This is a genomic window from Bradyrhizobium sp. AZCC 1577, assembly GCF_036924575.1.
Classification (GTDB): domain Bacteria; phylum Pseudomonadota; class Alphaproteobacteria; order Rhizobiales; family Xanthobacteraceae; genus Bradyrhizobium.
Genome location: NZ_JAZHRQ010000001.1, coordinates 516,182 through 541,426, shown reverse-complemented (window position 1 = coordinate 541,426; position 25,245 = coordinate 516,182). Strand labels below are relative to the sequence as shown.

The window sequence follows — 25,245 nt, the reverse complement described above, 5'->3', positions numbered from 1 at the left end:
CGTTTGGCCGCCCTTTTGTTCACATTTTAGCGATGCCTTACTCGCCGGCGGCTTCACGCGGCGCCTGGCCTTCCGCCTTCTGTTTGGCCTCGAGGTCCTCGCCGGTCACCTGATCGACCACCTTCATCGACAGCCGTGTCTTGCCGCGGTCGTCGAAGCCCAGCAGCTTGACCTTGACCTTGTCGCCTTCCTTAACGACGTCGGAGGTCTTCTGCACGCGGCTGGCGGCGAGCTGGCTGATGTGGACCAGGCCGTCCTTGGCGCCGAAGAAGTTCACGAAGGCGCCGAACTCCATCACCTTGACCACGGTGCCCTCATAGATCTGGCCGATCTCCGGATCGGAGGCGATCGACTTGATCCACTTGATCGCGGCCTTCATCGCCTCGCCGTCGTTGGAGGCGACCTTGACGGTGCCGTCGTCCTCGATGTTGACCTTGGCGCCGGTCTTTTCGACGATCTCGCGGATCACCTTGCCGCCGGTGCCGATCACTTCACGGATCTTGTCGGTCGCGATCTTGAAGGTCTCGATGCGCGGCGCGTATTCGCCGAGCTCGGCGCGGGCGTTGGTCAGCGCCTTGGCCATTTCGCCGAGGATGTGGACACGCCCTTCCCTCGCCTGACCGAGCGCGACCTTCATGATCTCCTCGGTGATGCCCTCGATCTTGATGTCCATCTGCAGCGAGGTGATGCCCTGGTCGGTGCCGGCGACCTTGAAGTCCATGTCGCCGAGATGATCCTCGTCGCCGAGAATGTCGGACAGAACCGCAAAGCGCTGGTCTTCCAGGATCAGGCCCATCGCGATACCAGCGGTCGGCCGCTTCAACGGAACGCCGGCATCCATCAGCGCCAGCGAAGCGCCGCACACCGATGCCATCGACGAGGAGCCGTTGGATTCGGTGATCTCGGAGACCACGCGCACCGTGTAGGGGAATTCGTGGTGCAGCGGCAGGACCGGGTGGATCGCGCGCCAGGCGAGCTTGCCGTGGCCGATCTCGCGGCGCTTGGTGCCGCCGAGGCGTCCGGTTTCACCGACCGAGTAGGGCGGGAAGTTGTAGTGCAGCAGGAACGTTTCCTTATACGTTCCCGACAGCGCGTCGATGTACTGCTCGTCCTCGCCGGTGCCGAGCGTGGTCACGACCATCGCCTGGGTCTCGCCGCGGGTGAACAGCGCCGAACCATGGGCGCGCGGCAGGACGCCGACTTCGGCGATGATGTTGCGCACGGTCTTGACGTCGCGGCCGTCGATGCGCTTGCCGGTATCGAGAATGTTCCAGCGAACGATCTTGGCTTCGAGCTCCTTGAACACGCCGGCGATGCGCAGCTTGTCGTATTTCGGCTCCTGGCCTTCCGGGAAATAGTGCGCAATCACCTTTTCCTTGGCCTTGCCGACCGCTGCATAGCGCTCCTGCTTGACCGGAATCGCGTAGGCCGAGCGCAGGTCCTGCTCGACCAGGCCGAGCATTTCCTTCTCGATCTCGCTGTTGTCGATGATGGTGACTTCGCGCGGGTCCTTGGCGGCCTTTTCGGCCAGCTCGATGATCGCCTTGATCACCGGCTGGAAGTGGCGGTGACCGAACATGACCGCGCCGAGCATGATCTCTTCCGAGAGCTCCTTGGCTTCGGATTCGACCATCAGCACCGCGTCCGACGTGCCGGCGACGACGAGGTCGAGCTGCGTGTCGGTCATTTCATCGAGCGTCGGGTTGAGGATGTATTCGTCGTTGCTGAAGGCAACGCGCGCGGCGCCGATCGGTCCCTTGAACGGAGCGCCCGACAGTGTCAGCGCGGCCGAGGCGGCGACCATCGACAGCACGTCGGGATCGTTCTCCATGTCATGCGAGAGCACGGTGACGATTACTTGGGTTTCATTGCGCCAGCCGTCGGCGAACAGCGGACGGATCGGGCGGTCGATCAGGCGGGAGACCAGCGTCTCCTTTTCGGTCGGACGTCCCTCGCGCTTGAAGTAGCCGCCGGGAATGCGGCCCGCGGCGTAGGTCTTTTCCTGGTAGTCCACGGTCAGCGGCAGGAAGTCGACGCCTTCGCGCGGCGCTTTGGCGGCAACGACGGTGGCAAGCACCACGGTCTCGCCATAGGTCGCCATCACGGCGCCGTCGGCCTGACGGGCGATCTTGCCGGTTTCCAGCTTGAGGGGACGTCCACCCCAGTCGATCTCGACGGAATGCGTATTAAACATAGTGGTCTTCTTTCATGGGTTCACGAGAGAGCGGAGCCCAAAAACACAAAGACCATGCGCAAGATGGCGGGACGCTGATCGCAACATGAGATCAGCACCCGGCGATCCTGCCATGGTCTTTATCTTTCGGATGGCGTCCATCCTCCCGGCAGTCATGGGCACCTTGCCCTGTCCAGCGGCCGGATTGCTGCTGGACGTTTGTCGAGCACGATCCTTGTCGGATGATGCTCCTTGCGCATGATCGTCTCCAAAAACTGGAGTCCGCTTCTTCGGAAAATCATGCGAAAACGCGCGCAAACTGCGCGCGCGCACACTCAAATCAACGGCGAATGTTATGCTTTTCGAGCAACGCCTTGTAACGCGCCTCGTCCTTCTTCTTGATGTAGTCGAGAAGCGAGCGGCGCGTCGACACGAGCTTCAGGAGGCCGCGGCGTGAATGATTGTCCTTCACGTGGGTCTTGAAGTGGCCCGTGAGATTGTTGATGCGTTCCGACAGGATCGCAACCTGGACCTCGGGCGAGCCGGTGTCGCCGGCTTTGGTGGCATTCGTCTTGATGACTTCCGCTTTGCGTTCGGCGGTAATCGACATCGTCAAACTCTCTCATTGCTGCGACCGGGACTGGCAGTCAGCCCGGTCAGGTTGAACACGCGCTTGGGGATGAGTTCGCCATTGCCAATTTCAGCAAGCGCCAACAGGCGGCCTGCCACCGTGACATAGACTGTGCCGCTACTATTGGGCGCATCCCGTCCGCGCAACAAAACGGCCTGGCCCCTGTGGAGCCTTGCCGCATCAGCCCGTGTGACGGCCAGTGCCGGGATGTCGTCCAGCGCGGTCTCAACGGGCAAAAGCGCGTCGGCGAGGCTTCCCTCGCCAGACGCGGCTCTATTGCATAAAGCCTCCAACTCTTCCAGCGGAATCATGTCCGTCTCGCGGAACGGGCCGACCAACGTCCGCCGCAACGCGCAGATATGGCCGAAACAGCCCAGAATCCGGCCGATATCGCGGGCCAGGGCCCGGACATAGGTGCCCTTGCCACACTCCGCCTCGAACACGGATTGGCCGTTATCTCCATGTTCTACAAGGGTTAATTCGTGAATTTCGACCGGCCGTGGCTTCAATTCGACGGTTTCGCCGTCCCGCGCCAGGTCATAGGCGCGCTCGCCCTGGACCTTGATCGCCGAATATTGCGGCGGGATCTGCTCGATCAGCCCGGTGAACTGGGGCAGCAGGGCCCGGATCGCGTCCGCTGACGGGTGGAGTTCGCTGCGCTGGGTCACCCGCCCCTCGGTATCGTCGGTGTCGCGCTCCTCGCCCCAGGCGACCGTGAAGCGGTAGCGCTTGCGGCCGTCCATCACGAACGGAACCGTCTTGGTGGCCTCGCCGAGCGCGATCGGCAGGCCGCCGGACGCTAGCGGATCGAGCGTGCCGGCATGGCCGGCGCGCTTGGCCTGGAACAGGCGCTTGAGAATGGCAACCGCGTGCGTCGAGGTCATGCCGATCGGCTTGTCGAGAATCACCCAGCCATGAACATCGCGCTTGTCGCGCCGCGGCTGGTTGTTCTGGCGCGGCTGTTTGGTGTGGCGCGGATCGTTGTTGTCGCGGCGATTACTATCGTCCGCGCGGCGTTCGCCGTTGTCGACGCGGCGTTCACCATCGTTGCGTGAATCGGAAAAATTATTTTTTTCAGGGTCGTGCGAATCGGCAGTTTGCTGCTCGATCGCGCGGTTGGCAGCGGTCGTAACCATCACTTGTCGTCCGAATCGGGTGCGAGGTCTCTTTGCACCGCAGGTGTTCGCAGTAATTTCTCGATCCGTTCCGCTTCGTCGAATCGTTCGTCGACGCGAAAGCGAAGGTCGGGAGCAAATTTTAAGTTAACGCGATGCGCGATCTCGCCGCGCAGGAACTTCTTGTTGCGTTCGAGCGCCGCAATCACGACGTCGGTGTCGCGTCCACCGAGCGGCATCACGTAAATCGTCGCGAGCTTCAGGTCCGGCGACATTCGCACCTCGGGAACGGTGATGATGTGGCCTTCGAGGTCGGGGTCGTGCACGTTACCGTGCGACAGAATATCGGCGACCGCATGGCGCACCGTTTCGCCGACGCGCAATTGTCGTTGCGAGCCGCCGGGAGCGGAACCCTTGTTGTGGTGGCGGGGCATTGTCGAAATCCCAATTGTCGTCATCACCCGCGACAGCGGGTGATCCAGTATTCCGTGCTCAAGTTAATTGCGATGGCTACTGGATGCCCCACCCCAGTGCGCAATTGCGCACAAGGCGGGGCATGACGGTTTAGTTCAAAAATTCCAAGCTCTTCGTAAGACTTGGACTTACAGAAGACTTGGACTTACAGAGAGCGCTGGATCGTCTCCACGCGATAACACTCGATCACGTCGCCGACACGCATGTCGCCGTAATTCTCGAACGCCATGCCGCATTCCTGGCCGGACTGCACTTCCTTCACTTCGTCCTTGAAGCGTTTCAGCGTCGAAAGCTTGCCTTCGTGCACGACGACGTTGTCGCGGATCAGGCGAACATTGGCGCCGCGCTCCACGGTGCCGTCGGTGACGCGGCAGCCGGCGACCTTGCCGACCTTGGAAATGTTGAACACTTCCAGGATCTGCGCATTGCCCAGCATGGTTTCGCGCAGCGTCGGCGCGAGCAGGCCGGACATCGCCTTTTTGATGTCGTCGACGAGATCATAGATGATGTTGTAGTAGCGGATCTCGATGCCGTTGCGCTTGGCGGCCGCGGCAGCTTCCTTGTTGGCGCGCACCGAAAAGCCGATGATCGCGGCATTAAAGCCTTCCGCCAGCGTGACGTCGGATTCGGAGATGCCGCCGACGCCCGCGTGCAGGATGCGCGCGGCGACTTCGTCGGTGCCGAGCTTTTCCAGCGAACCCAAAATGGCTTCGAGCGAGCCCTGCACGTCGGCTTTGACGATCAGCGGGAATTCCTTGCGGCCCGCGGTCTTGAGCTGCGACATCATCTGCTCGAGCGAGCCGCGCATGCCGGAAATCGAGGCAGCGGCGTTCTCGCGCTTCTGGTGGGCGCGATAGCTCGTCACCTGGCGGGCCCGGGCTTCGTTCTCGACCACCGCAAGGCGGTCGCCGGCTTCCGGCGGGCCGTTGAAGCCGAGCACCTCGACCGGCACCGAAGGTCCGGCTTCGTCGATGTTCTCGCCCTGATCCGAGATCAGCGCGCGGACACGGCCCATTTCGGCGCCGGCCACGATGATGTCGCCAACCCTGAGCGTGCCGCGCTGGACCAGCACGGTCGCAACCGGGCCGCGGCCGCGATCGAGCTTGGCTTCGATCACGGTGCCTTCGGCAGGCCGTTCCGAATTGGTCTTGAGGTCGAGCAGCTCGGCCTGCAGCGCGATCATTTCGAGCAGCTTGTCGAGATTGGTCTTGTTCTTGGCGGAGACCTCGACGTCGACGACTTCGCCGCCGAACGATTCGACCTGAACCTCGTGCTGCAGCAGTTCGGTGCGCACGCGTTCCGGCTTCGCGTCCGGCTTGTCGATCTTGTTGATCGCCACGATCATCGGCACCTTCGCCGCCTTGGCGTGGTTGATCGCCTCCACCGTCTGCGGCATGACGCCGTCATCGGCCGCCACCACCAGGATCACGATATCGGTGACCTTGGCGCCGCGCGCACGCATCGCGGTGAACGCGGCGTGGCCGGGCGTATCGATGAAGGTGATCTTCTTGCCGCTTTCGGGCGAGGTCACCTGATAGGCACCGATATGCTGGGTGATGCCGCCGGCTTCGCCCGACACCACGTTGGCGTGGCGCAGTGCGTCAAGCAGCGAGGTCTTGCCGTGATCGACATGGCCCATCACGGTGACGACCGGCGAGCGCGGCTCGGTATCGGTGGAATCGTCGACGACGTCGAACAGGCCTTCTTCAACGTCGGACGCGGCGACGCGCTTGACGGTGTGGCCCAGTTCCTCGGCGATTAGCTGCGCGGTATCGGCATCGATCACGTCGGTGATCTTGTGCATCGCGCCCTGCTTCATCAGCAGGCGGATGACATCGACCGCGCGCTCCGACATGCGGTTGGCGAGTTCCTGGATCGTGATCGCTTCCGGAATCGTGACCTCGCGGACCAGCTTTTCCTTCGGCTCGTTAGCGGCATGGCCCTTCAGGCGCTGGGTGCGGCGGCGGAACGAGGCGATTGAACGCTCGCGCACGTCATCATTGAGCGCGGTGACCACGGTCAGGCGGCCGCGCTCCTTTTGCGGGCCGGGCTTGTGGGTGGTCTTGGGAGCGGCTACGGGGCGCATGGCGCCGCCGGGGCCTCGCCGAATCTGACGCGGACCTTCGTCTTCATCGGAACCGTCGGCGGCAACGCCCGGGGCACGCGCGGGCGGCACGGCTGCCGCCGGCCGGGCGCCGGCCGGGCGGGCCGCGGCGGGTCGCGCTGCGGCGGGTGCCGGCGTCGCCGCGGGCTTGGCCTCGGTCTCGCCAAATCGCTTCTTCGCCTCGACTTCGGCCTTGCGCTTGGCTTCCTCTTCCAGGCGGTGCCGTTCTTCCTCGGCTTTGCGGCGGGCTTCGGCGGCCTCACGTTCGGCCTGTTCGATGCCTTCACGGCTGGCGCGGCGCTTGGCCTCTTCCTCGGCCAGACGGCGTTCCTCGATTTCGCGCATCTTGGCGTCGGCCAGCGCGCTAGCGCGGGCGGAACGCTCGTCTTCCGTCAATGTTCGCAGCACCACGCCCGAACCGCCGCGCGGCCCGGCACCCGGCGTTGCTGCCGGGCGGGAGAGGGGGGCCTTTGCGGCGGGCGCCGCCTTGGCGGCGGTCGGCTCGGGCGCATGCGTCTCAGTGGCGGGCGCGTCGCCGCCGACGCGGCGCTTGCCACGCTTTTCGACCACGACCTGCTTGGTCCGGCCATGGCTGAAGCTCTGGCGCACGGTGCCCGTCTCGACCCGCGGCTTCAGCGTCAAGGTCTTGGTCGGAACACTCAAAGTCTTGTCGCCAGGCGTTTTGGTATCAACCATTCAGCAGTCCTAATCTCGTTAGCGTTGTGCGTTTTCCGCACCGTCATTGAAGCAGGTCTTCGGAACCAATCTTCGTCAGTCAGAATTTCTGGCCGCCATCCCGGTCTTGTCGTCATCGTCCGTCCGGTATCGAACCAGGATCTGGCAGCGCGACAGGAACGTCTTGCTCGCCGGGCCCGCGAGCAGCGCAGCATGTATCACATTTGACCGGCCCAGTGCCAAATCCAATTGTGCCGAGGTTAAAGCACTAACAATCGGCAAATCCCGCGATTCACCGGTATTTCGGCCCCTTTGCCCGGCGATCGCGTCCAATTTGCGGATTCCGTCGGCCGCGCCGTCGGAAGCGTGGACCAGGACTTCGGCCCTGCCCTGCTCGAGCAGGCCCTCGACCTTGGCAAAGCCGGAAATCACCTGACCGGCCTTGGCCGCCATGGCCAGTGCCTCGGTGCAGCTTCGCTCCAGCAGGGCCTCGGTATCGGCGGGAAGGGTCGCCGCGACCCGGACGTCGCGCTTGAACCCTCTGGTAAATTGGTGACGCCGCACCGCTTCCGCAACCGTCCGGCGCGAGGCCGATACCCAGAGGCCGCGGCCGGGCAGCTTGCGTTTCAAATCGGGGATCACCTCGCCCGAGGGGGCGACAACGAACCGGATCAGCTCGTCGACCGGACGCACCTCGCGACTGACCGCGCACATCCGCATGGTCGCGGACTTGTCGGTCCGCGGCCCATGGTCGAGATCGGGGTCAGCCAAAGCAAGCATGCGTGTTTTGTAGCTCCAGTCATCTGCGCACGGTCTGCGCGCAGAAAAGAGTTTCGGTTTTGCGGAACACCCGCATTACGCCGTCTGGTCTTCGGTGGCTTCAGCCGTCTCGGATTGCTTGGCGAGTTCGGCCTCGGTGATCCAGCCGGCAATGACGCGAGCCTGCATGATCATGGCTTCCGCATCTTCGCGCGAGATCTCGTTGGCGTCGAGAATGCCGGGATGCTTGGTCGGCTCGCCGCCTTCCTTGCGCTCGGTCCAGCCGACCAGATCGTCGGTGGCGCAGCCCGCCAGATCCTCGACCGTCTTGATGTCGTTTTCGCCGAACTTCACCAGCATCTTCGAGGTCACGCCGGGGACCTTCTTCATTGCATCTTCCACGCCGAGTTCCTTGCGCTTGTTTTCCAGCTCGGTTTCGAGCTGCTCCAGATATTCTCTCGCCCGGCTCTGCAGCTCGTTGGCGGTTTCCTCGTCGAACCCTTCGATGCCGGCCAATTCCTTGGCATCGACCAGCGCCAGTTCCTCGACCGACGTGAAGCCTTCGGATGCCAGCAACTGACCCACCACTTCGTCGACGTTCAGCGCTTCCATGAAAACGCGGGTCGAGTTCTCGAAATCGGCCTGACGGCGCTCAGATTCTTCCTGCTCGGTGAGGATGTCGATATCCCAGCCGGTCAATTGCGAGGCGAGGCGCACGTTCTGGCCGCGACGGCCGATCGCCAGCGAGAGCTGGTTGTTGGTGTCGGGAACCACGACCTCGATCCGCTCGCGGTCCTCGTCGATGACGACCTTGGCGACTTCGGCGGGCGCCAGCGCGTTGACGACGAAGGTTGCGATGTCGGGCGACCACGGAATGATGTCAATCTTTTCGCCCTGCAGTTCGTTCACCACCGCCTGCACGCGCGAGCCACGCATGCCGACGCAGGCGCCGACCGGATCCACCGAAGAATCCCGGGAAATCACGCCGATTTTCGCGCGCGAGCCGGGATCGCGGGCCACCGCCTTGATCTCGACGATGCCGTCGTAGATTTCCGGCACTTCCTGCGCGAACAGTTTGGCCATGAACTGCGGATGGGTGCGGGAGAGGAAGATCTGCGGTCCGCGGGTTTCGCGGCGGACGTCGAAGATGTAGGCGCGGACGCGGTCGCCGTTGCGGAACACCTCGCGTGGCAGCATTTCGTCGCGGCGGATGATGGCTTCGCCGCGGCCGAGATCGACGATCACGCTGCCATATTCGACGCGCTTGACGACGCCGTTGACGATGTCGCCGATGCGGTCCTTGAATTCCTGGTATTGCCGGTCGCGTTCGGCCTCGCGCACCTTCTGCACGATCACCTGCTTGGCGGATTGCGCGGCGATGCGGCCATATTCCAGCGGCGGCAGGGTATCGGCGATGGTGTCGCCGACCTGGGCGCCCGGATTGGCGCGCTGCGCGTCCGCCAGCGAAATCTGGTTCGCCGAGTTCTCGACGTGATCGACCACCAGCATGTGGCGGGACAGCCGCAGTTCGCCCTTCTTGGCGTCGATCTCGGCGTGAACATCGGTCTCGCTGCCGTAACGGGCGCGGGCCGCCTTGGCGATGGCGTCTTCCATCGCGGCGATCACGATGCCGCGGTCGATCGACTTTTCGCGGGCAACCGCGTCTGCGATCTGCAGCAACTCGAGTTTGTTGGCACTGACTGCCATGGTCTAGTCTCCTTCGGTAGGATCGATCTCGCCCCTGCGGAGTCTCTCTGCAGCGAGGCGGTGTTTCTTTGTATTCGTCGGCTCCGGCTTCTTGCCGATCTTCGGTTTCTTGCCCTTCGCCGGATCGCTCTTTTTTGCGTGCGGCGGAGGCGGCGGCACCAGCCCGAGATTCTGCTTCAACTCGCGCTCGGCTTGCTTGCCGCGCCGCATCGATTCAGCGATCAACTCGTCGGTCAGAACCAGCCGGGCGTCGGAGATGTCTTCCATCACCAGGAGCACGTCGGCATCTTCGTCCGCGCGTGTGTCATCCCGATGTAGCCGCACGGCATTGCCTTCGACACCTGCCAGGAGCCCGCGGAAGCGCTTGCGGCCCTGATGGGCGACCGCCATTTCGATCTTCACGAGATGACCGGCGTAGCGCTCGAAATCGGAACGGCGTACCAGCGGGCGGTCGATGCCAGGCGACGAAATCTCCAGACGGTAGGCGCGGTCGATCGGATCGGCGACGTCGAGCACCGGCGACAGCGCCCGCGAGATCGCCTCGCAATCCTCGATCTGCATCGAGCCGTCGGGCCGCTCGGCCATGATCTGGACGGTGCATCCGGCATCGCCGGAAATCTTGATCCGAACCAGCCGGTAGCCCATTCCCTGCAAAACCGGGCCGGCCACAGCCGACACCCGCGCCGCCACGCCCGGCTCGACGACGAGACGGGGCTCGGCCAAGAGGTCGGCATCCTCGGGAACAGCAGTTGGATCGGTCATGTCCAGGGTCAAAAGCGTCTTACTTGCATGGGTTTAGGCCGGGCCTAACCGGAGGTCCGGCCGGTTCCCCGAACCGCCCTTGAGGCCCGTTCTGGGCAAGGCGGGTTCAGGTAATAAAAAAGAGCGGGTCCCGGGGGGCCCACTCTCAATACGCGATCGTATGAGAACCATAAGTTGCCGCGGATATAGCGGTTTTTCCGCAATCCGACAAGGCCCACAATCCCGTTAAGGCCGATTTTGCCAAGCTTTGAGAGCGGGGTAAAGCCTAACCCTTCATTCATGAACGCTGCCTAGATTTCCCGAAAAACCAGCCAATTTTGGCCGGTTTAGGTGGGTTTATGATTGTTTCACCATCGCTGATCCCTGAACTCGACGACATTGTCAGTCGTGGCGACCCCAAGCGCCGCGCCGATGCCGCGCGTCGTATCAGCGAGCTTTTCCTGCAGGGTGCAGCAAGCTTCCGCCCCGATCACGTCGATTTTTTCGACGGCGTCCTGACCAGCCTCGTTCCGCATGCCGAGATCGAGGCGCGCGCCGAGTTGGCCGAGCGCTTGTCGACGCTGGCGAATGCGCCGAGTGGCCTGGTCGGCCAACTCGCCCATGAGGATGAAATCGCCATTGCAGGCCCGTTGCTGCGCCGCTCGCCGGTCATCGACGAAAAGATGTTGCTCGAAATTGCGTCCATGAAGGGCCAGGGTCATCTGCTGGCGATGGCGGAGCGGCCGACGCTTTCGGCCGATCTCACCGACGTCATGATCGCCCGCGGCGACCGCGCGGTGGTCAGGCGCGCCGCCGGCAATGCGGGCGCGGCCTTTTCATCGGAGGGCTATTCGACGCTGATCAAGCGCGCCGGCCAGGACGGCGTGCTGACGATCAGGCTCGGCCAGCGCGACGACCTGTCACCTACGCAATTGAAGGAGTTGCTCTCCGGCTCCATCGACATCATCCGTCGCCGCCTGTTCCAGGTCGTCAAGCCCGAGCGGCAGGCCGATATCAAGCAGGCAATGACTGCTATCGCCGGCCCGTCCGAACGCGAGGAGCGACGCGACTTCGTGCCGGCGCAGCGCACGGTGCTGAAACTCCACCGTGAGGGCGCGCTCGGCGAAGGCGCGCTGCTCAACTTTGCCAGGGCCTTCAAATACGAGGAATCCATCGCCGCGCTGTCGGCGATGACCGGCGTCAAGATCGAAACCCTCGATCGCCTGATCAGCGGCGATCGCCACGATCCGATCCTGATCGCCGGCAAAGCCATCGATCTCGAATGGGCGACGGTGCGCGCACTAATCATCCTTCGGCTCGGTCCGAACCGGACGGCATCACCTGCCGACATCGAAAGCGCGCGTGTGAACTACGTGCGCCTGATGCCTATGACCGCCCAGCGCGTCGTCGAGTTCTGGAAGACGCGGTAGCAGTCTCGCCGGCCGCCGGCGTCATTGCGCGTAGCGGCGGACTTCGTTCTAGCGGAGTTGAGCGTAGGGTGTAGCATTCATCAGCAGCACACCAAACAGAAGAACCAGATAGAGTATGGAAAACGCAAACAGGCGACGAGCAGGCCGCCGTTGCTTATCGTCGCTGCGATGTACTTGCCATGAAAGAAAAACCATGATCGCCCCAAGGATCGCCGCAGCCGCGCCATAGATCGCTCCGGCGAACCCCAGCGCCCAAGGTAGCAGTGAGATCAGAGCGAGAAAAACGCTGTAGAGAAGAATCTGGCGTTTTGTTTCGGCCTCGCCGGCTACGACCGGCAGCATCGGCACGCCGGCCCTTGTATATTCTCCAGCAAGATTGAGCGACAGTGCCCAGAAGTGGGGTGGCGTCCAAAGGAAGATGATCAGGAACAAGATAAGCGGCTCGATCCCGGCATTTCCTGCGGCAGCAACCCAGCCGATCACCGGAGGAAGTGCGCCAGCAGCACCGCCAATGACAATGTTCTGCGGTGTGCGGCGCTTGAGCCACATCGTGTAGACGACGACATAAAAGAAAATTGTGAAAGCAAGCAGCGCAGCCGCAGCCAAGTTCAGTAAAGTGCCGAGAGCCAGAACGGCGCACACGCCGAGCATCAGTCCAAAAACCAATGCTTCCGAGCGAGATACGCGGCCGCTGGGAATGGGACGCATGGCGGTGCGCGCCATCACCGCATCGATGTCGGCGTCGTACCACATATTGAGAGCACCTGCAGCGCCGGCTCCGGCAGCTATGCAAAGAAGGGCGACGATACCGGCGAATGGATCGATGTCGCCTGGCGCGACCATGAGACCGACGAGTGCCGTAAAGACGACCAGCGACATAACGCGCGGCTTTGTCAGCGCGACATAATCCCCGACGTTGGCATACCTGCCGCGAAGGAGAATCGAGCGATTGATTTGCATGAGACTGATGCCCCCTGTTGCAAGCGGATCGGCGACGCCTTGAAGCACCTCCGCGCGAAGCAAAAATAACTATGTCGGTGACGCGAAGAACAGAACCCGGATGAGGTGCGTGTACTCGGATTCGAACACCATGATGGCCACGAACACCAGCACCAGCACCGGCGGCAGCAGGATCGCATAGGCCAGGGCCAGCCGCTCCCAGGCCATGTGCATGAATACGGCGACGATCAGGCCGGCCTTCAGCACCATGAACAGCAGGATCAGCGACCATCTGAGATAGCCGTGCAAGCCGAAATAGTCGACAAGATAGGAGCAGGTGCTGAGAACGAACAACCATCCCCAGACCACGAGATAGAGCTTGATCGGGTGCTGCTGCCCTTCTGCGTGCGCGGCTCCAGCAGCGACTGCGACTGCCTCATGCGTGCGAGTGTGCAGCGAAGGTTGTTGGGTTCCCAAATCTACCGCCACGTTTGTCATGCGCTGACCTCACCAAAGATAGAAAAACGCAAAGATGAACACCCACACAAGATCGACGAAGTGCCAGTACAGGCCCATTATTTCGACGATCTCGTAGTTCCCCTTCCGACTCGTGAAGAATCCGCGTCGTCCGTAATCAAAATCTCCGCGCCAGACCTTTCGCGCGATAGCGATCAGGAAAATCACGCCGAAGGTCACGTGCGTGCCGTGGAAGCCGGTGATCATGAAAAAGCTGGAGCCGAACTGCGCCGCACCCCAGGGGTTCTCCCAAGGCCGCACTCCCTCCATGATCAGCTTGGTCCACTCGAAGGCCTGCATCCCGACGAACGTTGCGCCAAGTGCTGCCGTAACCAGCATCAGGACTGCAGTTTTGACGCGATCGCGGCGGTAGCCGAAATTAACGGCCATCGCCATCGTCCCGCTGCTGCTGATCAGGATGAAGGTCATGATGGCGATCAGGATGAGCGGGATGTGATGCCCCCCAATCTCGAGAGCGAACACCTCACTCGGATTGGGCCACGGCACGGTCGTGGACATTCGCGCCGTCATGTACGAGAGCAGGAAGCAACTGAAGATGAAGGTGTCGCTCAGGAGGAAGATCCACATCATGGCCTTCCCCCAGGACACGTTCTTGAACGCGCGCTGATCCGAGGACCAGTCGGCGGCGACACCCTTCAAGCCGGCAGTCCGCGCAGGCGACTGTCCATGGGTTGTCAGCGCAGTCTCTGCCATCTGGGTCCTCCCTAGCTGAGCAACCGGCGACAGATGTTGACGAAATCGTCCGTCCAGCCCGTCAGCAGGCCAAGCACGACGAGCCATACCAACAGCAGGAAATGCCAGTAGATGACACAGAGCTCCACGCTCAGGCGTAGCTGGGGCATCTCAGCGCCACGCCACACCTTGGCGGTCGTTCTCCCCAGGGCCGCCAGACCGCCCATCAGATGCAGCCCGTGCGCCGCGGTGATCAGGTAGAAGAAGGAATTGGCTGGATTGGAGGCCACGAAATACCCCGCGACGCTTAGCTGTCGCCACGCCAGCAACTGCCCGATCAGGAATATGATGGCGGATGCTCCTCCCGCGCAGATGCCGACGATTACACCATCCATGTTGTTCCGTTGCACGGATACGTATGCCCATTGCATCGTGACACTGCTCAAAACCAGGACGCCGGTGTTGAACCAGAGCAGTGCCGGGACAGGCAGTGCCCGCCAGTCCACCATGTCCATGCGCATGGAGTAGGCGCTGATGAAGAGCGCGAACAACGAGGTGGCGACAGCGAGAAACACTCCCAATCCGAGCTTCGCCGCCGGCACGGTCATCGCTCCCGTGCCCGGGAAGTCATCGATCGAACCTTCTTCCAGCCAGGGCTTGGCTGTCAGCCGTTGCTGTGACAGCCACCATCCCACGATGACCGCAATCACCGCCATGAACAGGACGATGGCGCTCACGGCGTGGCTCCCTGGAGGGCCCGTGTCGCCGGCGGCTGGTTCTGCGGAATGAAATCTTCCTTGGCGCCTGGCACGCTATAGTCATACGCCCAGCGATAGACCACCGGGAGCTCCTTGCCCCAGTTGCCATGTCCAGGCGGCGTCTCCGGCGTCTGCCATTCCAGTGTTGTCGCCCGCCACGGATTGCCGCCGGAAGGCCTGCCCTTGAAATAGCTCCAGACGAGGTTGAACAGGAACACGATCTGGGCGAGGCCCACGATCAGCGCCACCACGCTCATGAAGGCATTCAGTGTATGCACGGATGGCGTGATGAACGCCGCTTCGCCGATCTCGTGATACCGGCGCGGCACCCCGAGCAGTCCAAGGTAGTGCATGGGAAAGAAGATCAGGTAGGCGCCGAGGAACGTGACCCAGAAATGGAACTTGCCCATCCAGTCATCCAGCATCCGGCCGGTGACCTTGGGGTACCAATGATAGATCGCGCCCAGCACGACCATGATCGGCGCCACGCCCATCACCATGTGGAAATGCGCGACAACGAACATGGTATCCGAAAGCGGGACATCCACGACGACGTTGCCGAGGAAGAGACCGGTGAGCCCGCCGTTCACGAACGTTATGATAAAGCCGAGGGCGAACAGCATCGGCACCGTGAGATGAATGTCGCCGCGCCACAGGGTTAGCACCCAGTTGTAGACCTTGATGGCGGTCGGGATGGCGATGATGAGCGTCGTTGTGGCGAAGAAGAACCCGAAGTGCGGGTGCATGCCGCTCACATACATGTGGTGCGCCCACACGATAAAGCTGAGTGCGCCGATCGCCACAATGGCCCAAACCATCATGCGATAGCCGAAGATGTTCTTTCGCGCATGCGTGCTGATCAGATCGGAAACGATGCCGAAGGCGGGCAGGGCGACGATATAGACTTCGGGATGACCGAAGAACCAGAACAGGTGCTGGAACAGGATCGGGCTGCCGCCGCCATACTTCATCTGCTGCCCCATCTCGACGAGTGCGGGCATGAAGAAGCTGGTTCCGAGGAGGCGGTCGAACAGCATCATGACGGAGGCGACGAACAGCGCCGGGAAGGCCAATAGCGCCATGATGGTGGCCGTGAAGATGCCCCATACTGTCAAGGGCAACCGCATCAGCGTCATGCCGCGGGTGCGCGCCTGCAGCACCGTCACCACGTAATTCAATCCACCCATGGTGAAGCCGATGATGAACAGGATCAGCGAGGACAGCATGAGAATGATGCCCCAGTCCTGCCCGGGGGTGCCGGACAGAATCGCCTGCGGTGGGTATAGCGTCCAGCCGGCGCCGGTGGGCCCGCCGGGTACGAAGAAGGTCGAAGCCAACACGATGACGGCGAGCAGGTAGACCCAGTAGCTCAGCATGTTCACGTAGGGGAAAACCATGTCCCGGGCGCCGACCATCAGCGGGATCAGGTAGTTGCCGAAGCCTCCCAGGAACAAGGCTGTCAGCAGGTAGATCACCATGATCATGCCGTGCATGGTGATGAACTGGAGATACTGGCTTGCATCGATGAAGGAGAATGTGCCCGGAAATCCCAGTTGCAGGCGCATCATCCACGACAGCACCAGCGCTACCAGGCCGATTGCCGTCGCCGTCAGCGAGTATTGGATCGCGATGACTTTGGCGTCCTGCGAAAAGACGTACTGCGTCCACCAGCTTTTGGGGTGATAGAGTTCGACCTCTGCCACTTCGGCAGGCGGAACGTCGACGGTTGCTTCATATGGAACATCGACCATAGAAATACCTCCTCGGTCGTTTCCGTCGGGGGTGAAGACCCGGTCTCACGCGCCCGATCTATCTTCGCAGCGGCACCTACTTGCCGCCTGATCTGTATGTCGCCTTCGTAACGGCGCTTCGGCCTGACAATTCCGCAAACGTCTTCTGTTGCTCTAGCCAGGCGTGATATTCGCTTTCTTCCTCGACGACGACTTTCGCCCGCATCTGCGCGTGCGCTGCGCCGCACAACTCGGCGCACAGCACGTCGAACGTTCCGGTTCGGATCGGAGTCATCCAGAAATAGGTGACCATGCCGGGCACCATATCCATCTTGGCCCGGAATTCAGGCACATAGAAATCGTGCAGGACGTCGACTGAGCGGAGCAAAACCTTGACCGGCTTTCCAACCGGGAGGTGCATCTCGCCACTTTCGATCACGACGTCGTCCTGCCCGTGCGGGTCGTCGCGATTCAAGCCCATAGGGTTCTCGGCACTCACGTGGCGGACATCGGTCGTGCCCATCCGGCCATCCTTCCCCGGCAGGCGGAAGCTCCATTGCCACTGCTGGCCCATGACCTCGATCTCGGTAGCGTTCGCCGGAACCGTGACGAACTGGTGCCAGACGAACAGGCCAGGCGCCAACATGGCTGCGACGCCGACGGCGGTACCGATGCTGAGCCACCACTCGAGCTTCTTGTTCTCCGGATTGTAGTGCGCCTGTCTTCCTTCCTTGTGATGGAAGCGGAAGACGCAATAGGCCATGAAAGCGATCACCGCGAAGAAAACCGCCCCAGTGATCCAGAAGGTTATGTTGATGGTGTCGTCAATGTAGCGCCAATTGGTGGCGATCGGCGTCCACCACCACGGGCTGTAGATGTGAAACAGCACCGAGCCGACTGCGACCAGAAGCAGGACAATGGCGACAATCATCCCTCATTCCTCCTTGCCACCTAAGGCAATGGAGACAAATCAGAGGGCGGAGCTCGCATCTGTCTTGATGGCCGACTGCGCCATCGCAGTGCGTCTTGCCTCGCCCACTTTGACCGGTCGCGACATCCAAACGTGGCGCCGAGCACACGTTACGACCGATTACCATCAAATCTGGGGCGTCAGGAGTGAGGATGGTACGCGTCGGGGCTGGCGTCAATAGATCACTTCAGCGTCTGCGCGGATGCCGCAAGCCGGCCGAGCGTCAGCCGGCACAATCGTTTGAGATGACGCAACGCACCAAATGACCGTGAACGTGCACTGTTCACCGAACCGTGAGCGCTGTTCGGTTCGCTTAGCGCTAAGCTGTGAGGGAGGTCGCGACAAGTTTCGTCCGGCTAAGCTCCTTTCGATGCATTTGGGTTTGCCGTACTCGGCTCGACCGCGACTCTCGCACACCAGGGCGGAGACGCGCATGTTGCGGCGCGTCGTTTCGACCGCCGCAACTGTGAGCACGGGAGGGTGCGTCCATGGCCACTGTCTATTCCGACAACATCTCAAAAGTTGCACGGCACGTATTCGGCGACGCCGCCACATATCCCGTTCGCAAGATCAAACTATCCGACCTGGGCGAGGCGCTGCGCCTGGGCTGGGAAGACTTCAGTGCGATGCCAAGTCACGCGGTCGTCCTGTGCGTGATTTATCCCGTTCTCGGTATTTTTCTGTTCAGGTTGGTCCTTGGCTATTCGGTATTGCCGCTGCTGTTTCCGCTGGCAGCCGGGTTTGCCTTGATTGGCCCCTTTGCCGCGATTGGTCTCTACGAACTCAGCCGCCGCCGCGAGCGCGGCGAGGAGGTCGGCGCATGGGATGCGCTTTCCGTGCTGCGCGCTCCGGCTTTCGGGGCCATGATCGAGCTCGGCGTGCTCCTGCTCGTTCTGTTCGGGGCCTGGATCGGCGCTGCGAACGCTATCTACGTCTCGATCTTCGGCCACGCTCCGGCTGCGAGCATTCCCGATTTCGCAACGCGCGTGCTGACGACGCCGGAAGGATGGTCGCTCATCATCGTCGGTTGCGGCGTTGGTTTTCTGTTCGCGGTCGTGGCGCTGTGCGTCAGCGTTGTGTCGTTTCCATTGATGCTCGATCGCCATGCGACTGCAATCGACGCCATCCGGACGTCGCTGCGGGCTGTCATGATGAATCCGGTTGCCATGGCCGGGTGGGGGCTGATCGTCGCGGCGCTGCTGGTTGCCGGCTCGCTGCCGGTCTTCGTCGGTCTCGCCGTCGTTCTGCCCGTGCTCGGTCATGCCACCTGGCATCTGTACCGGAAAGTGGTGGAGCCGGATCCCAACCCTCCGCAGCAAGAACCCCGCCTGCGGAAAGGACACCGCTACGCCGCGGATTTCCCGGCCAATCTCTTCCCGTGGAGCCGTGAGCGTTAGCGTGTGGCGGTGAAATAGAACGGGGGATGGCGCCATCGAGTGGCCGTCGCCCTTCGAGGGCCGCGCTTTGCGCGGCCACCCCGGGATGAACGCGATCGCGTTCATCCCGGGGTGACGGAGCACATTGATTGAAGCTTGCTTTATCAGGCTCTAGAAATTGGCCCCCGACACCAACAGAACTCCTCCGAGTGCCATAAGGAGAATGCCCGGCCAATTCGCGCCAAGCCCCAAGAATCGCACGCTGCGCTGTGGCGGCTCCAACGTCTGGCGAACCGGTCCGGCGGAATCCCGGCCGCTAAGCGGTCCCCGCCAAATAGTGGTGCGCGCCATATACAGGAGTCCGCCGATAACGAGGAGCGCGCCAAGTCCCATCAGGAACATTACCGCCTCTCAATTCGTCGCTGCCCCGCACAATATGGCGTGGACTCAAGTATCCGGGCTCCAAAACGTTCCGGCCAGGCGCTGTAATTCAGCAGGTCGCTTTGTCCGACATGGGTGACGTCTGGCCGACCCGCCGAAACCGCAGATAGGCCGCCACTCTTCCCTCGCGTTCAGCTTTGCGGCCGTAGCGCGTCATCGTGTAGCGGTCCCAGGGCTTTTGCCAGTCGGCGGCACGCTCGGCGGTCCAGACAAAATCCGGCGAGCGCATCAGATGCGTCAGCGTCCAGGCACAGTAATCGTCAATGTCGCTGACGAAACGAAACTCGCCGCCGTCTTTAAGGATACGCGCCATCGCCTTCACCGTTGCGTCCTGCACGAAGCGCCGCTTCCAGTGCCGCCGCTTCGGCCAGGGATCGGGATGGATCAGGTCGATCCGCGCCAGCGAACGCGGCGGCAGCCAGGCGAGCAGTTCCGCGGCGTCGCCGGCATAGAGCCTGATATTGCCGATGTCGTGTACCTCGATCTGCGTCAGGATCTTGGCCATGCCGTTGACATACGGCTCGCAGCCGATGAATCCGATGTTCGGATAGGCCTGCGCTTCCGCGATCAGATGTTCGCCGCCGCCGAATCCGATCTCGAGCCTGACATCCGTAGCTCGGCCATCGAACAGATCGGTAAGCCGCCCCGGCACAGGCGTCGCAATGTCGAGCGCGAGTTGCGGCAGCAGTTTGTCGATCAGGTCGGCCTGGTGGATGCGGAGCTTGTGGCCCTTGCGGCGGCCGAAGAACGAACCGTGCGCATGTGCCGACGCGCCGTCATCGGGCGGTGCGTCGCGGTCGCCGGTGTCGCGCGGGGCGGTCATCATCGCAGCGTCTGATAGAGACGGTACAACAGCCGCGCCCTCGGTTCGATCGAGGAGATGTACATCTGCTCGTAATGGGTATGCGCGCCCTGGCCGTCGACGCCGAGGCCGTCGAGGGTCGCGGTATGCGGCGCGGTGAAATTGCCGTCGGAGCCGCCGCCGGTCGAGGTGTCGACCAGATCGAAGCCGATCTCCGCCGCAATCGTCCTGGCGTGCTCGTAGAGCGCGGCACCGGCATTGCTTTTTTCGTATGGCGGTCGATTCAACTCGCCGATCACTCTGACGCTGACGCCCTCGGTGCGCGATTTCAGATTGAGGATTCTTGACGCGAGCTCGTCGGCATCCGACATCGTCGGCACGCGCAAATCGACCTCGGCGTAGGCTTCTTCCGCGATCACGTTCGGCCTGGTGCCGCCGCGGACAACGCCGACATTGACGGTGATACCGCGCGCAAGATCGTTCATCGCCTCGAGCGTCTGGATGACATTGCCGAGTTCGCGGATGGCGCTGCGGCCGTCCTCCGGCCTGGTACCGGCATGCGAGGGCACGCCCCTGATGAAAACCTCGAACCGCCCGACACCCTTGCGTCCGGTGACGATCTTGCCGCCGTCGCGCGCCGGTTCGGTGACCAGCACATATTTGGCCTTGCGTCCCTCGGCCTCGATCAGCGCGCGCGAGGTCGGACTGCCGATCTCTTCATCGGAGACATAGAGCTGCGTGATGCCGAGCGACGGCCGCGCACTGTCGGCGCAGACTTGCCGAAACGCGTGATAGGCGAGATAGGCGCCGCCCTTCATGTCGTAGATGCCCGGGCCGAATGCGCTGTCGCCCTCGATCCGGAATGGCAGCCGCTCGATGAATCCAAGCTGATGCACCGTATCGAGATGGCTCAGCACCAGGATGCCTGGTTCGTCCTGTCCCCATGACGAGCGCGCCACCAGATGATCGCCGCAGCCGAAATGCCCGGCGATCCGCTCTAGCGTCGCGGGCAGGCCGCGATAGCCTTCAGCGACGAGGTCGACGAGCTTATTGACCTGCTCGGGCGCTTCGGTTGGGCTCTCGATCTCAACCCAGCGGCGGATGCCCTCGAGGATCGGCGCGGGGTCGAAGGGATTGTCTGTCGTCATGTCGTATCCGATACGGCGTCATGCCCCAATGCGCAATTGCACATCGTAGGCCCGCGCCAATGCAGGCGCGAAATGACGGCATATTCCGGAATACGAAATTCTCAAACCGTGCGGGATGAAAGTCAGCGCGGGTCCGGGCCGTCGCGCGACGCGATCTGCTCGACCAATTCGACGATGGAGCGGCGCATTTTGGAATCGGTGATGCGCGTGAACGCGCGCGTCAGCGCCAGACCCTCTGACGTCGCGAGGAAATCGGACACGTAGGCCGGAGAGGCACCGTCGCCAAACCCGTCCGCATTCGCTATGCCGCTCGGCCCGCCATCGAACAGAAACGATACCGGCACCTGCAAAATCTCGGAAATCTGCTGCAGGCGGCTGGCGCCGACCCGGTTGGTGCCTTTTTCGTACTTCTGGACCTGCTGGAACGTGAGGCCGAGCGCTTCGCCCAGCTTTTCCTGACTCATGCCCAGCATGATGCGGCGCATCCGGACGCGGCTGCCGACATATTTGTCGACCGGATTGGGCGCTTTGGTGGACATCTGCATCACTCCTAGGATTGCGCGCCGGGAATGAGGCAGTGGAAATTCGCAGTGGAAATTCTATGCCTCAGGCGCGCCGGTACCGTCATATCCTGCTCGGAGGATCGGGTAGAATTGCGGACGATCTGAGCAACGGAAGTGACTGGTTGTCGTTTTTGGCTTGCAAGCGCAGAAAGCGAATCGCAGGCTGTCTGTCAACTGGCGGAACCGCGCACGCAGCTTTTTTAGTAAACCAGTGACAACTCGGTCATGTGCAAATCTCAGGCAGCGTGCTTCGCAACGCGGCGTCTGACGACGACCAACAAGGCTGCGGCCACAATCACGGCCGCCGGGATATCTCCAAGGCGAGCATAAACCGTTGGCGACAGCGCGAACGGCAGGCTGGCATCCAGCACGCCTTCGATGCCGAGGCCGAGCTGTGCCACAATTCGCCCCGAGGGATCGATCACCGCCGAGATGCCGGTGTTGGCGGCGCGCACCATCGGCAGACCCTCCTCGATCGCACGCAGCCGCGCCTGCTGCAGGTGCTGGTAGGGGCCTGTTGAATTTCCAAACCAGCCGTCATTGGTCAGGTTGACGATCCAGCCGGGGCGGTCGTCACGCGCTGCAAGATTTCCGGGAAAAATCGCCTCATAACAGATCAGCGGTAGCGCGCGCGGCGCATTCGGTATCTCCATCGCGCGGAGCCGCGTGCCCGGAATGAAGCCGCCGTGGACTTTTGTAAGCTGCACGAACCCGAGCTTTTCCATCCATTCCTGAAACGGCAGATACTCGCCGAACGGCACCAGATGCAGCTTGTCGTAGACCGACAGCACGCTGCCGTCATGGTCGATCACATAGATCGAATTGTAGGCGCGCGAGACACGCACGCCGGGCGGGGTGTCCGGAGCGCGCACCGAGCCGGTCATCAGCACCGTGCCCTTGGGCAGAAGCTCGGCGATCTGTGCCATCGCATCGGCTTCGCGCGTCAGGAAAAATGGGAAAGCCGATTCCGGCCAAATCAGGATTTGCACGTCGCGCACGCCGGTGGACTGCGGGCCTGAAGCGCGGTCGGACAGAGCAAGGTATTTCTGCATCACCTCCGCTTTGGCGCCATAGTTGAATTTGACGTCCTGCTGCAGGTTCGGCTGCATGATACGTAGCTTGACCTTGGCCAGGGCCGTCGGCTGCAGCGACAGCCGCACAGCGCCGTAAATTCCCATCGCCACGAGCAGCAAGAGTGCCGCCACCGGCGCGATCCAGGGCTTGCGGCCGCGCGATGAACCGTCGATCAGCGCCGCCGGGCTGGCAAAGATCGCAACGCTGAGGAAGGTCATGCCCCACAGCCCGATCAGCGACGCCGCCTGCGCCAGCGCCAAGGGCTCCGACAGCGCGTAGCCGAAGGCATTCCAGGGAAATCCCGATAGCACATAGCCGCGCAGCCATTCGCTGACCGTGAGCCCGATCGCGAGCGCCAGAACGCGCGATGCATCCCGCGTCCAGATCAGCCGCGCCAGTGCGAAGCCGAGCGCCGGAAACAAGGCGAGATAGGCCGGCAGGCCGAGCACCGCGAACGGCATCAGCCAGGCAAAGGTCGGCGCGTCGACCAGGAAAGCGTTGCCGATCCAGTAGAGCCCGGGCACGAAATAGCCGAGCCCGAACCAGAAGCCCGCCATCGCCGCCGCCGGCAACCCCCGCCATTTTCCCGCCGCCGCGCCGTCGATCAGCCAGACCACGACCGGAAACGTCACAAACAGCACCGGCCAGGCGTTGAACGGCGCCATCGAAAGAGCCGACATTGCGCCGGCGACGAGCGCAATCGCTGCGCGCTTCCAGCCCCAGGCCAGGATGATCGAAAGTCCCGCGGCGCGGAATTTGCTGGTTGGGATCACTGCGAGCCGGCTCCATCGCCGGAAGCCGGCGGCGTATTGTCATTGGTCGGCGGCGTGCTGGTGTCGGGCGTGGCCTCGCGGCGGCTTCGCTCGCGCGTCGCGCGCGGCGCGGGGCGTTCTTTCCGGATCCCGATCCGCAGCCGCTTGACCCGCCGCGGATCGGCATCGAGCACCTCGATCTCGAAATTGCCCGGACCGGCAATGACCTCGCCGCGCACGGGCAGCCGGCCGACCTGGGACACCAGATAGCCACCGAGGGTGGCGACTTCCTCGCTCCCCTCGCCGGTCACGAACTCCTCGCCGATCATCTTGCGTGCATCCTCGAGGCTGGCGCGGGCATCCGCGATGAAGGCGTTATCTCCCTGGCGGACGATCGATGGCGGCTCGTCGCTGTCGTGCTCGTCGTCGATTTCGCCGACGATCTGCTCGACGATGTCCTCGATCGAGACCAGCCCGTCGGTGCCGCCATATTCGTCCACCACCAGCGCCAGGTGGATGCGCGAGGCCTGCATCTGCGCCAGCAGATCGATCGCCCGCATCGACGGCGGCACGTACAGGAGCTTGCGGATGATGTTGGTCTCGGCCAGAGGCATCGCGAGGTCGACCGCGCGCAGGTCGAGCCCCGCCGGGAACGGCTTCTTGCGCTTGGGCTTGGTGGTATCGCCGACGCGCGCCTTCGCGGTCATGAACGCCAGCAGGTCACGGATGTGAACGATGCCTTCGGGGTCGTCGAGGGTTTCGTTGTAGACCACGAGCCGCGAATGCGCCGCGCTCTCGAACAGGCTCATTAATTCGCCGAGCGGAATATCTCGCTTGACGGCGACGATGTCGGCGCGATGCACCATCACGTCAACGATCCGCCGCTCGTTGAGGCCGAGGATGTTGCGCAGCATGGTGCGCTCGATGGCGGAAAAGCCGGCATCGTCAGGGGTGGACGTATCGAGCACGACCTGAAGGTCGGCGCGCACCGATCCCGCCCTCCAGCCGAACAGTGTGCGGATCGCCCGTATCAGCCAGCTCTCGGCGGCCGGACGCAGCACCTCGCCTTCCTGCACCACCACCGGCAAGTTGCGCGTGTTGCGCGGGTTGTCCTGTATCGGGTCGGAGTCCGGCATTTCAGTCCATCCGCCCCCGGTCCGCATACGGATCGGGAATGCCGAGCTGCGCGAGTATCTCCCGTTCGAGATCCTCCATGGCCTCGGCGTCGTCGTCCTTTTCGTGGTCGTGCCCGATCAAATGCAGGAACCCGTGAACCGCAAGATGGCTGAGGTGATGGTCGAACGGCTTTTCTTCCTCATCGGCCTCTTTCCGGGTGGTCTCATAGGCGATGGCGATATCGCCGAGCATACGCGGCGCGTCCGCAGGCGCGCCCGCGGCCGGCTGCAGCGCCGGAAACGACAGCACGTTGGTGGGCTTGTCGATGCCGCGCCAGTTGCTGTTCAGCGTGCGGATTCCAGCATCGTCGGTCAGCATGACCGCGAGTTCCGTGTCGCCGACGTCAGCATCGGCGATTTCGGCCGCCGCATTGATGGCGCGATGGATCACCGCCTCGGCCTCCGGCTCGGTCTGCCAGCAATCGGCGACGACGAGAACTTCGGTGAGGGGAAGGACGGACGACACGAGCGTTCCAGCGGTTGCAATGTTGGGGTTGCG

22 protein-coding genes are annotated in these 25,245 nt (G+C 62.7%); 2 read left to right on the top strand and 20 right to left on the bottom strand.

Going from position 1 to position 25,245, the window contains the following annotated elements; translation table 11 throughout:
* Window positions 1–37 precede the first annotated feature (37 nt).
* The 8 genes from pnp to rimP all read right to left on the bottom strand — a co-directional run bounded on the left by pnp (window position 38) and on the right by rimP (window position 10,400).
* Window positions 38–2,194 (bottom strand): polyribonucleotide nucleotidyltransferase, encoded by a 2,157-nt coding sequence (gene pnp, locus V1278_RS02500; protein ID WP_334379591.1) that lies wholly within the window; start codon window positions 2,192–2,194, stop codon window positions 38–40.
* A 319-nt stretch (window positions 2,195–2,513) separates the two neighbouring features.
* Window positions 2,514–2,783, bottom strand: a complete 270-nt coding sequence (rpsO, locus tag V1278_RS02495) for a 30S ribosomal protein S15 (RefSeq protein ID WP_028347859.1) — start codon at window positions 2,781–2,783, stop codon at window positions 2,514–2,516.
* A 2-nt stretch (window positions 2,784–2,785) separates the two neighbouring features.
* Window positions 2,786–3,940: a tRNA pseudouridine(55) synthase TruB gene (gene truB / locus V1278_RS02490; protein WP_334379590.1), complete on the bottom strand. Its 1,155-nt coding sequence runs from the start codon at window positions 3,938–3,940 to the stop codon at window positions 2,786–2,788.
* The gene (rbfA, locus tag V1278_RS02485) at window positions 3,940–4,353 is read right to left on the bottom strand and encodes a 30S ribosome-binding factor RbfA (RefSeq protein ID WP_065746435.1); all 414 of its coding nucleotides are present in this window, start codon (window positions 4,351–4,353) and stop codon (window positions 3,940–3,942) included. Before rbfA ends, truB begins: the two co-directional genes overlap by 1 nt.
* A gap of 185 nt (window positions 4,354–4,538) precedes the next feature.
* Complete coding sequence (gene infB, locus V1278_RS02480) at window positions 4,539–7,193, bottom strand: translation initiation factor IF-2 (protein ID WP_334379588.1); 2,655 nt, start codon at window positions 7,191–7,193, stop codon at window positions 4,539–4,541.
* A 75-nt stretch (window positions 7,194–7,268) separates the two neighbouring features.
* Window positions 7,269–7,952 carry an RNA-binding protein gene (locus V1278_RS02475; RefSeq protein ID WP_334365915.1) on the bottom strand — a complete coding sequence of 228 codons (684 nt, stop codon included), beginning with the start codon at window positions 7,950–7,952 and terminating at the stop codon, window positions 7,269–7,271.
* Between the two features lie 75 nt (window positions 7,953–8,027).
* Window positions 8,028–9,638 carry a transcription termination factor NusA gene (gene nusA / locus V1278_RS02470; RefSeq protein ID WP_057844732.1) on the bottom strand — a complete coding sequence of 537 codons (1,611 nt, stop codon included), beginning with the start codon at window positions 9,636–9,638 and terminating at the stop codon, window positions 8,028–8,030.
* Window positions 9,639–9,641: 3 nt separating this feature from the next.
* Window positions 9,642–10,400 carry a ribosome maturation factor RimP gene (gene rimP / locus V1278_RS02465; RefSeq protein ID WP_334379587.1) on the bottom strand — a complete coding sequence of 253 codons (759 nt, stop codon included), beginning with the start codon at window positions 10,398–10,400 and terminating at the stop codon, window positions 9,642–9,644.
* Between the two features lie 338 nt (window positions 10,401–10,738).
* Here rimP and V1278_RS02460 point away from each other — a divergent pair, with 338 nt between their 5' ends.
* On the top strand, window positions 10,739–11,809 hold the full coding sequence (locus V1278_RS02460; RefSeq protein ID WP_334379586.1) for a DUF2336 domain-containing protein: 1,071 nt from the start codon (window positions 10,739–10,741) through the stop codon (window positions 11,807–11,809).
* Between the two features lie 48 nt (window positions 11,810–11,857).
* On the opposite strand, the gene V1278_RS02455 is transcribed toward V1278_RS02460, so the two are convergent.
* The 6 genes from V1278_RS02455 to V1278_RS02430 all read right to left on the bottom strand — a co-directional run bounded on the left by V1278_RS02455 (window position 11,858) and on the right by V1278_RS02430 (window position 17,376).
* Complete coding sequence (locus V1278_RS02455) at window positions 11,858–12,769, bottom strand: heme o synthase (protein WP_334379585.1); 912 nt, start codon at window positions 12,767–12,769, stop codon at window positions 11,858–11,860.
* A 69-nt stretch (window positions 12,770–12,838) separates the two neighbouring features.
* Complete coding sequence (locus tag V1278_RS02450) at window positions 12,839–13,246, bottom strand: cytochrome C oxidase subunit IV family protein (RefSeq protein ID WP_334365919.1); 408 nt, start codon at window positions 13,244–13,246, stop codon at window positions 12,839–12,841.
* 9 nt (window positions 13,247–13,255) lie between these two features.
* Window positions 13,256–13,978 (bottom strand): heme-copper oxidase subunit III family protein, encoded by a 723-nt coding sequence (locus V1278_RS02445; protein ID WP_334365920.1) that lies wholly within the window; start codon window positions 13,976–13,978, stop codon window positions 13,256–13,258.
* An 11-nt stretch (window positions 13,979–13,989) separates the two neighbouring features.
* On the bottom strand, window positions 13,990–14,694 hold the full coding sequence (locus V1278_RS02440; RefSeq protein WP_334365921.1) for a cytochrome c oxidase subunit 3: 705 nt from the start codon (window positions 14,692–14,694) through the stop codon (window positions 13,990–13,992).
* Window positions 14,691–16,466: a cytochrome c oxidase subunit I gene (locus V1278_RS02435; RefSeq protein WP_334379584.1), complete on the bottom strand. Its 1,776-nt coding sequence runs from the start codon at window positions 16,464–16,466 to the stop codon at window positions 14,691–14,693. Before V1278_RS02435 ends, V1278_RS02440 begins: the two co-directional genes overlap by 4 nt.
* Before the next feature lie 76 nt (window positions 16,467–16,542).
* The gene (locus V1278_RS02430; protein ID WP_334365923.1) at window positions 16,543–17,376 is read right to left on the bottom strand and encodes a cytochrome c oxidase subunit II; all 834 of its coding nucleotides are present in this window, start codon (window positions 17,374–17,376) and stop codon (window positions 16,543–16,545) included.
* A gap of 527 nt (window positions 17,377–17,903) precedes the next feature.
* On the opposite strand from V1278_RS02430, the gene V1278_RS02425 reads away from it, so the two are divergent.
* Window positions 17,904–18,812, top strand: coding sequence for a DUF2189 domain-containing protein (locus tag V1278_RS02425; RefSeq protein WP_334365924.1), 909 nt, complete (start codon window positions 17,904–17,906; stop codon window positions 18,810–18,812).
* 469 nt (window positions 18,813–19,281) lie between these two features.
* On the opposite strand, the gene trmB is transcribed toward V1278_RS02425, so the two are convergent.
* The 6 genes from trmB to ybeY form a co-directional block, all read right to left on the bottom strand.
* Entirely contained in the window at window positions 19,282–20,055 is a 774-nt protein-coding gene (gene trmB, locus V1278_RS02420; RefSeq protein WP_442893788.1) for a tRNA (guanosine(46)-N7)-methyltransferase TrmB, read from the bottom strand.
* Complete coding sequence (locus V1278_RS02415; protein ID WP_334379582.1) at window positions 20,055–21,182, bottom strand: M20 family metallopeptidase; 1,128 nt, start codon at window positions 21,180–21,182, stop codon at window positions 20,055–20,057. The genes trmB and V1278_RS02415 overlap by 1 nt, the downstream gene beginning before the upstream one ends.
* A 122-nt stretch (window positions 21,183–21,304) precedes the next feature.
* Complete coding sequence (locus V1278_RS02410) at window positions 21,305–21,721, bottom strand: helix-turn-helix domain-containing protein (RefSeq protein WP_334365927.1); 417 nt, start codon at window positions 21,719–21,721, stop codon at window positions 21,305–21,307.
* A 260-nt stretch (window positions 21,722–21,981) separates the two neighbouring features.
* Window positions 21,982–23,592 carry an apolipoprotein N-acyltransferase gene (gene lnt / locus V1278_RS02405; protein ID WP_334379580.1) on the bottom strand — a complete coding sequence of 537 codons (1,611 nt, stop codon included), beginning with the start codon at window positions 23,590–23,592 and terminating at the stop codon, window positions 21,982–21,984.
* Window positions 23,589–24,707: a hemolysin family protein gene (locus V1278_RS02400; RefSeq protein ID WP_334365929.1), complete on the bottom strand. Its 1,119-nt coding sequence runs from the start codon at window positions 24,705–24,707 to the stop codon at window positions 23,589–23,591. The genes lnt and V1278_RS02400 overlap by 4 nt, the downstream gene beginning before the upstream one ends.
* A gap of 1 nt (window position 24,708) precedes the next feature.
* The gene (gene ybeY / locus V1278_RS02395; protein WP_334379579.1) at window positions 24,709–25,212 is read right to left on the bottom strand and encodes an rRNA maturation RNase YbeY; all 504 of its coding nucleotides are present in this window, start codon (window positions 25,210–25,212) and stop codon (window positions 24,709–24,711) included.
* Between the last annotated feature and the right edge of the window lie 33 nt (window positions 25,213–25,245).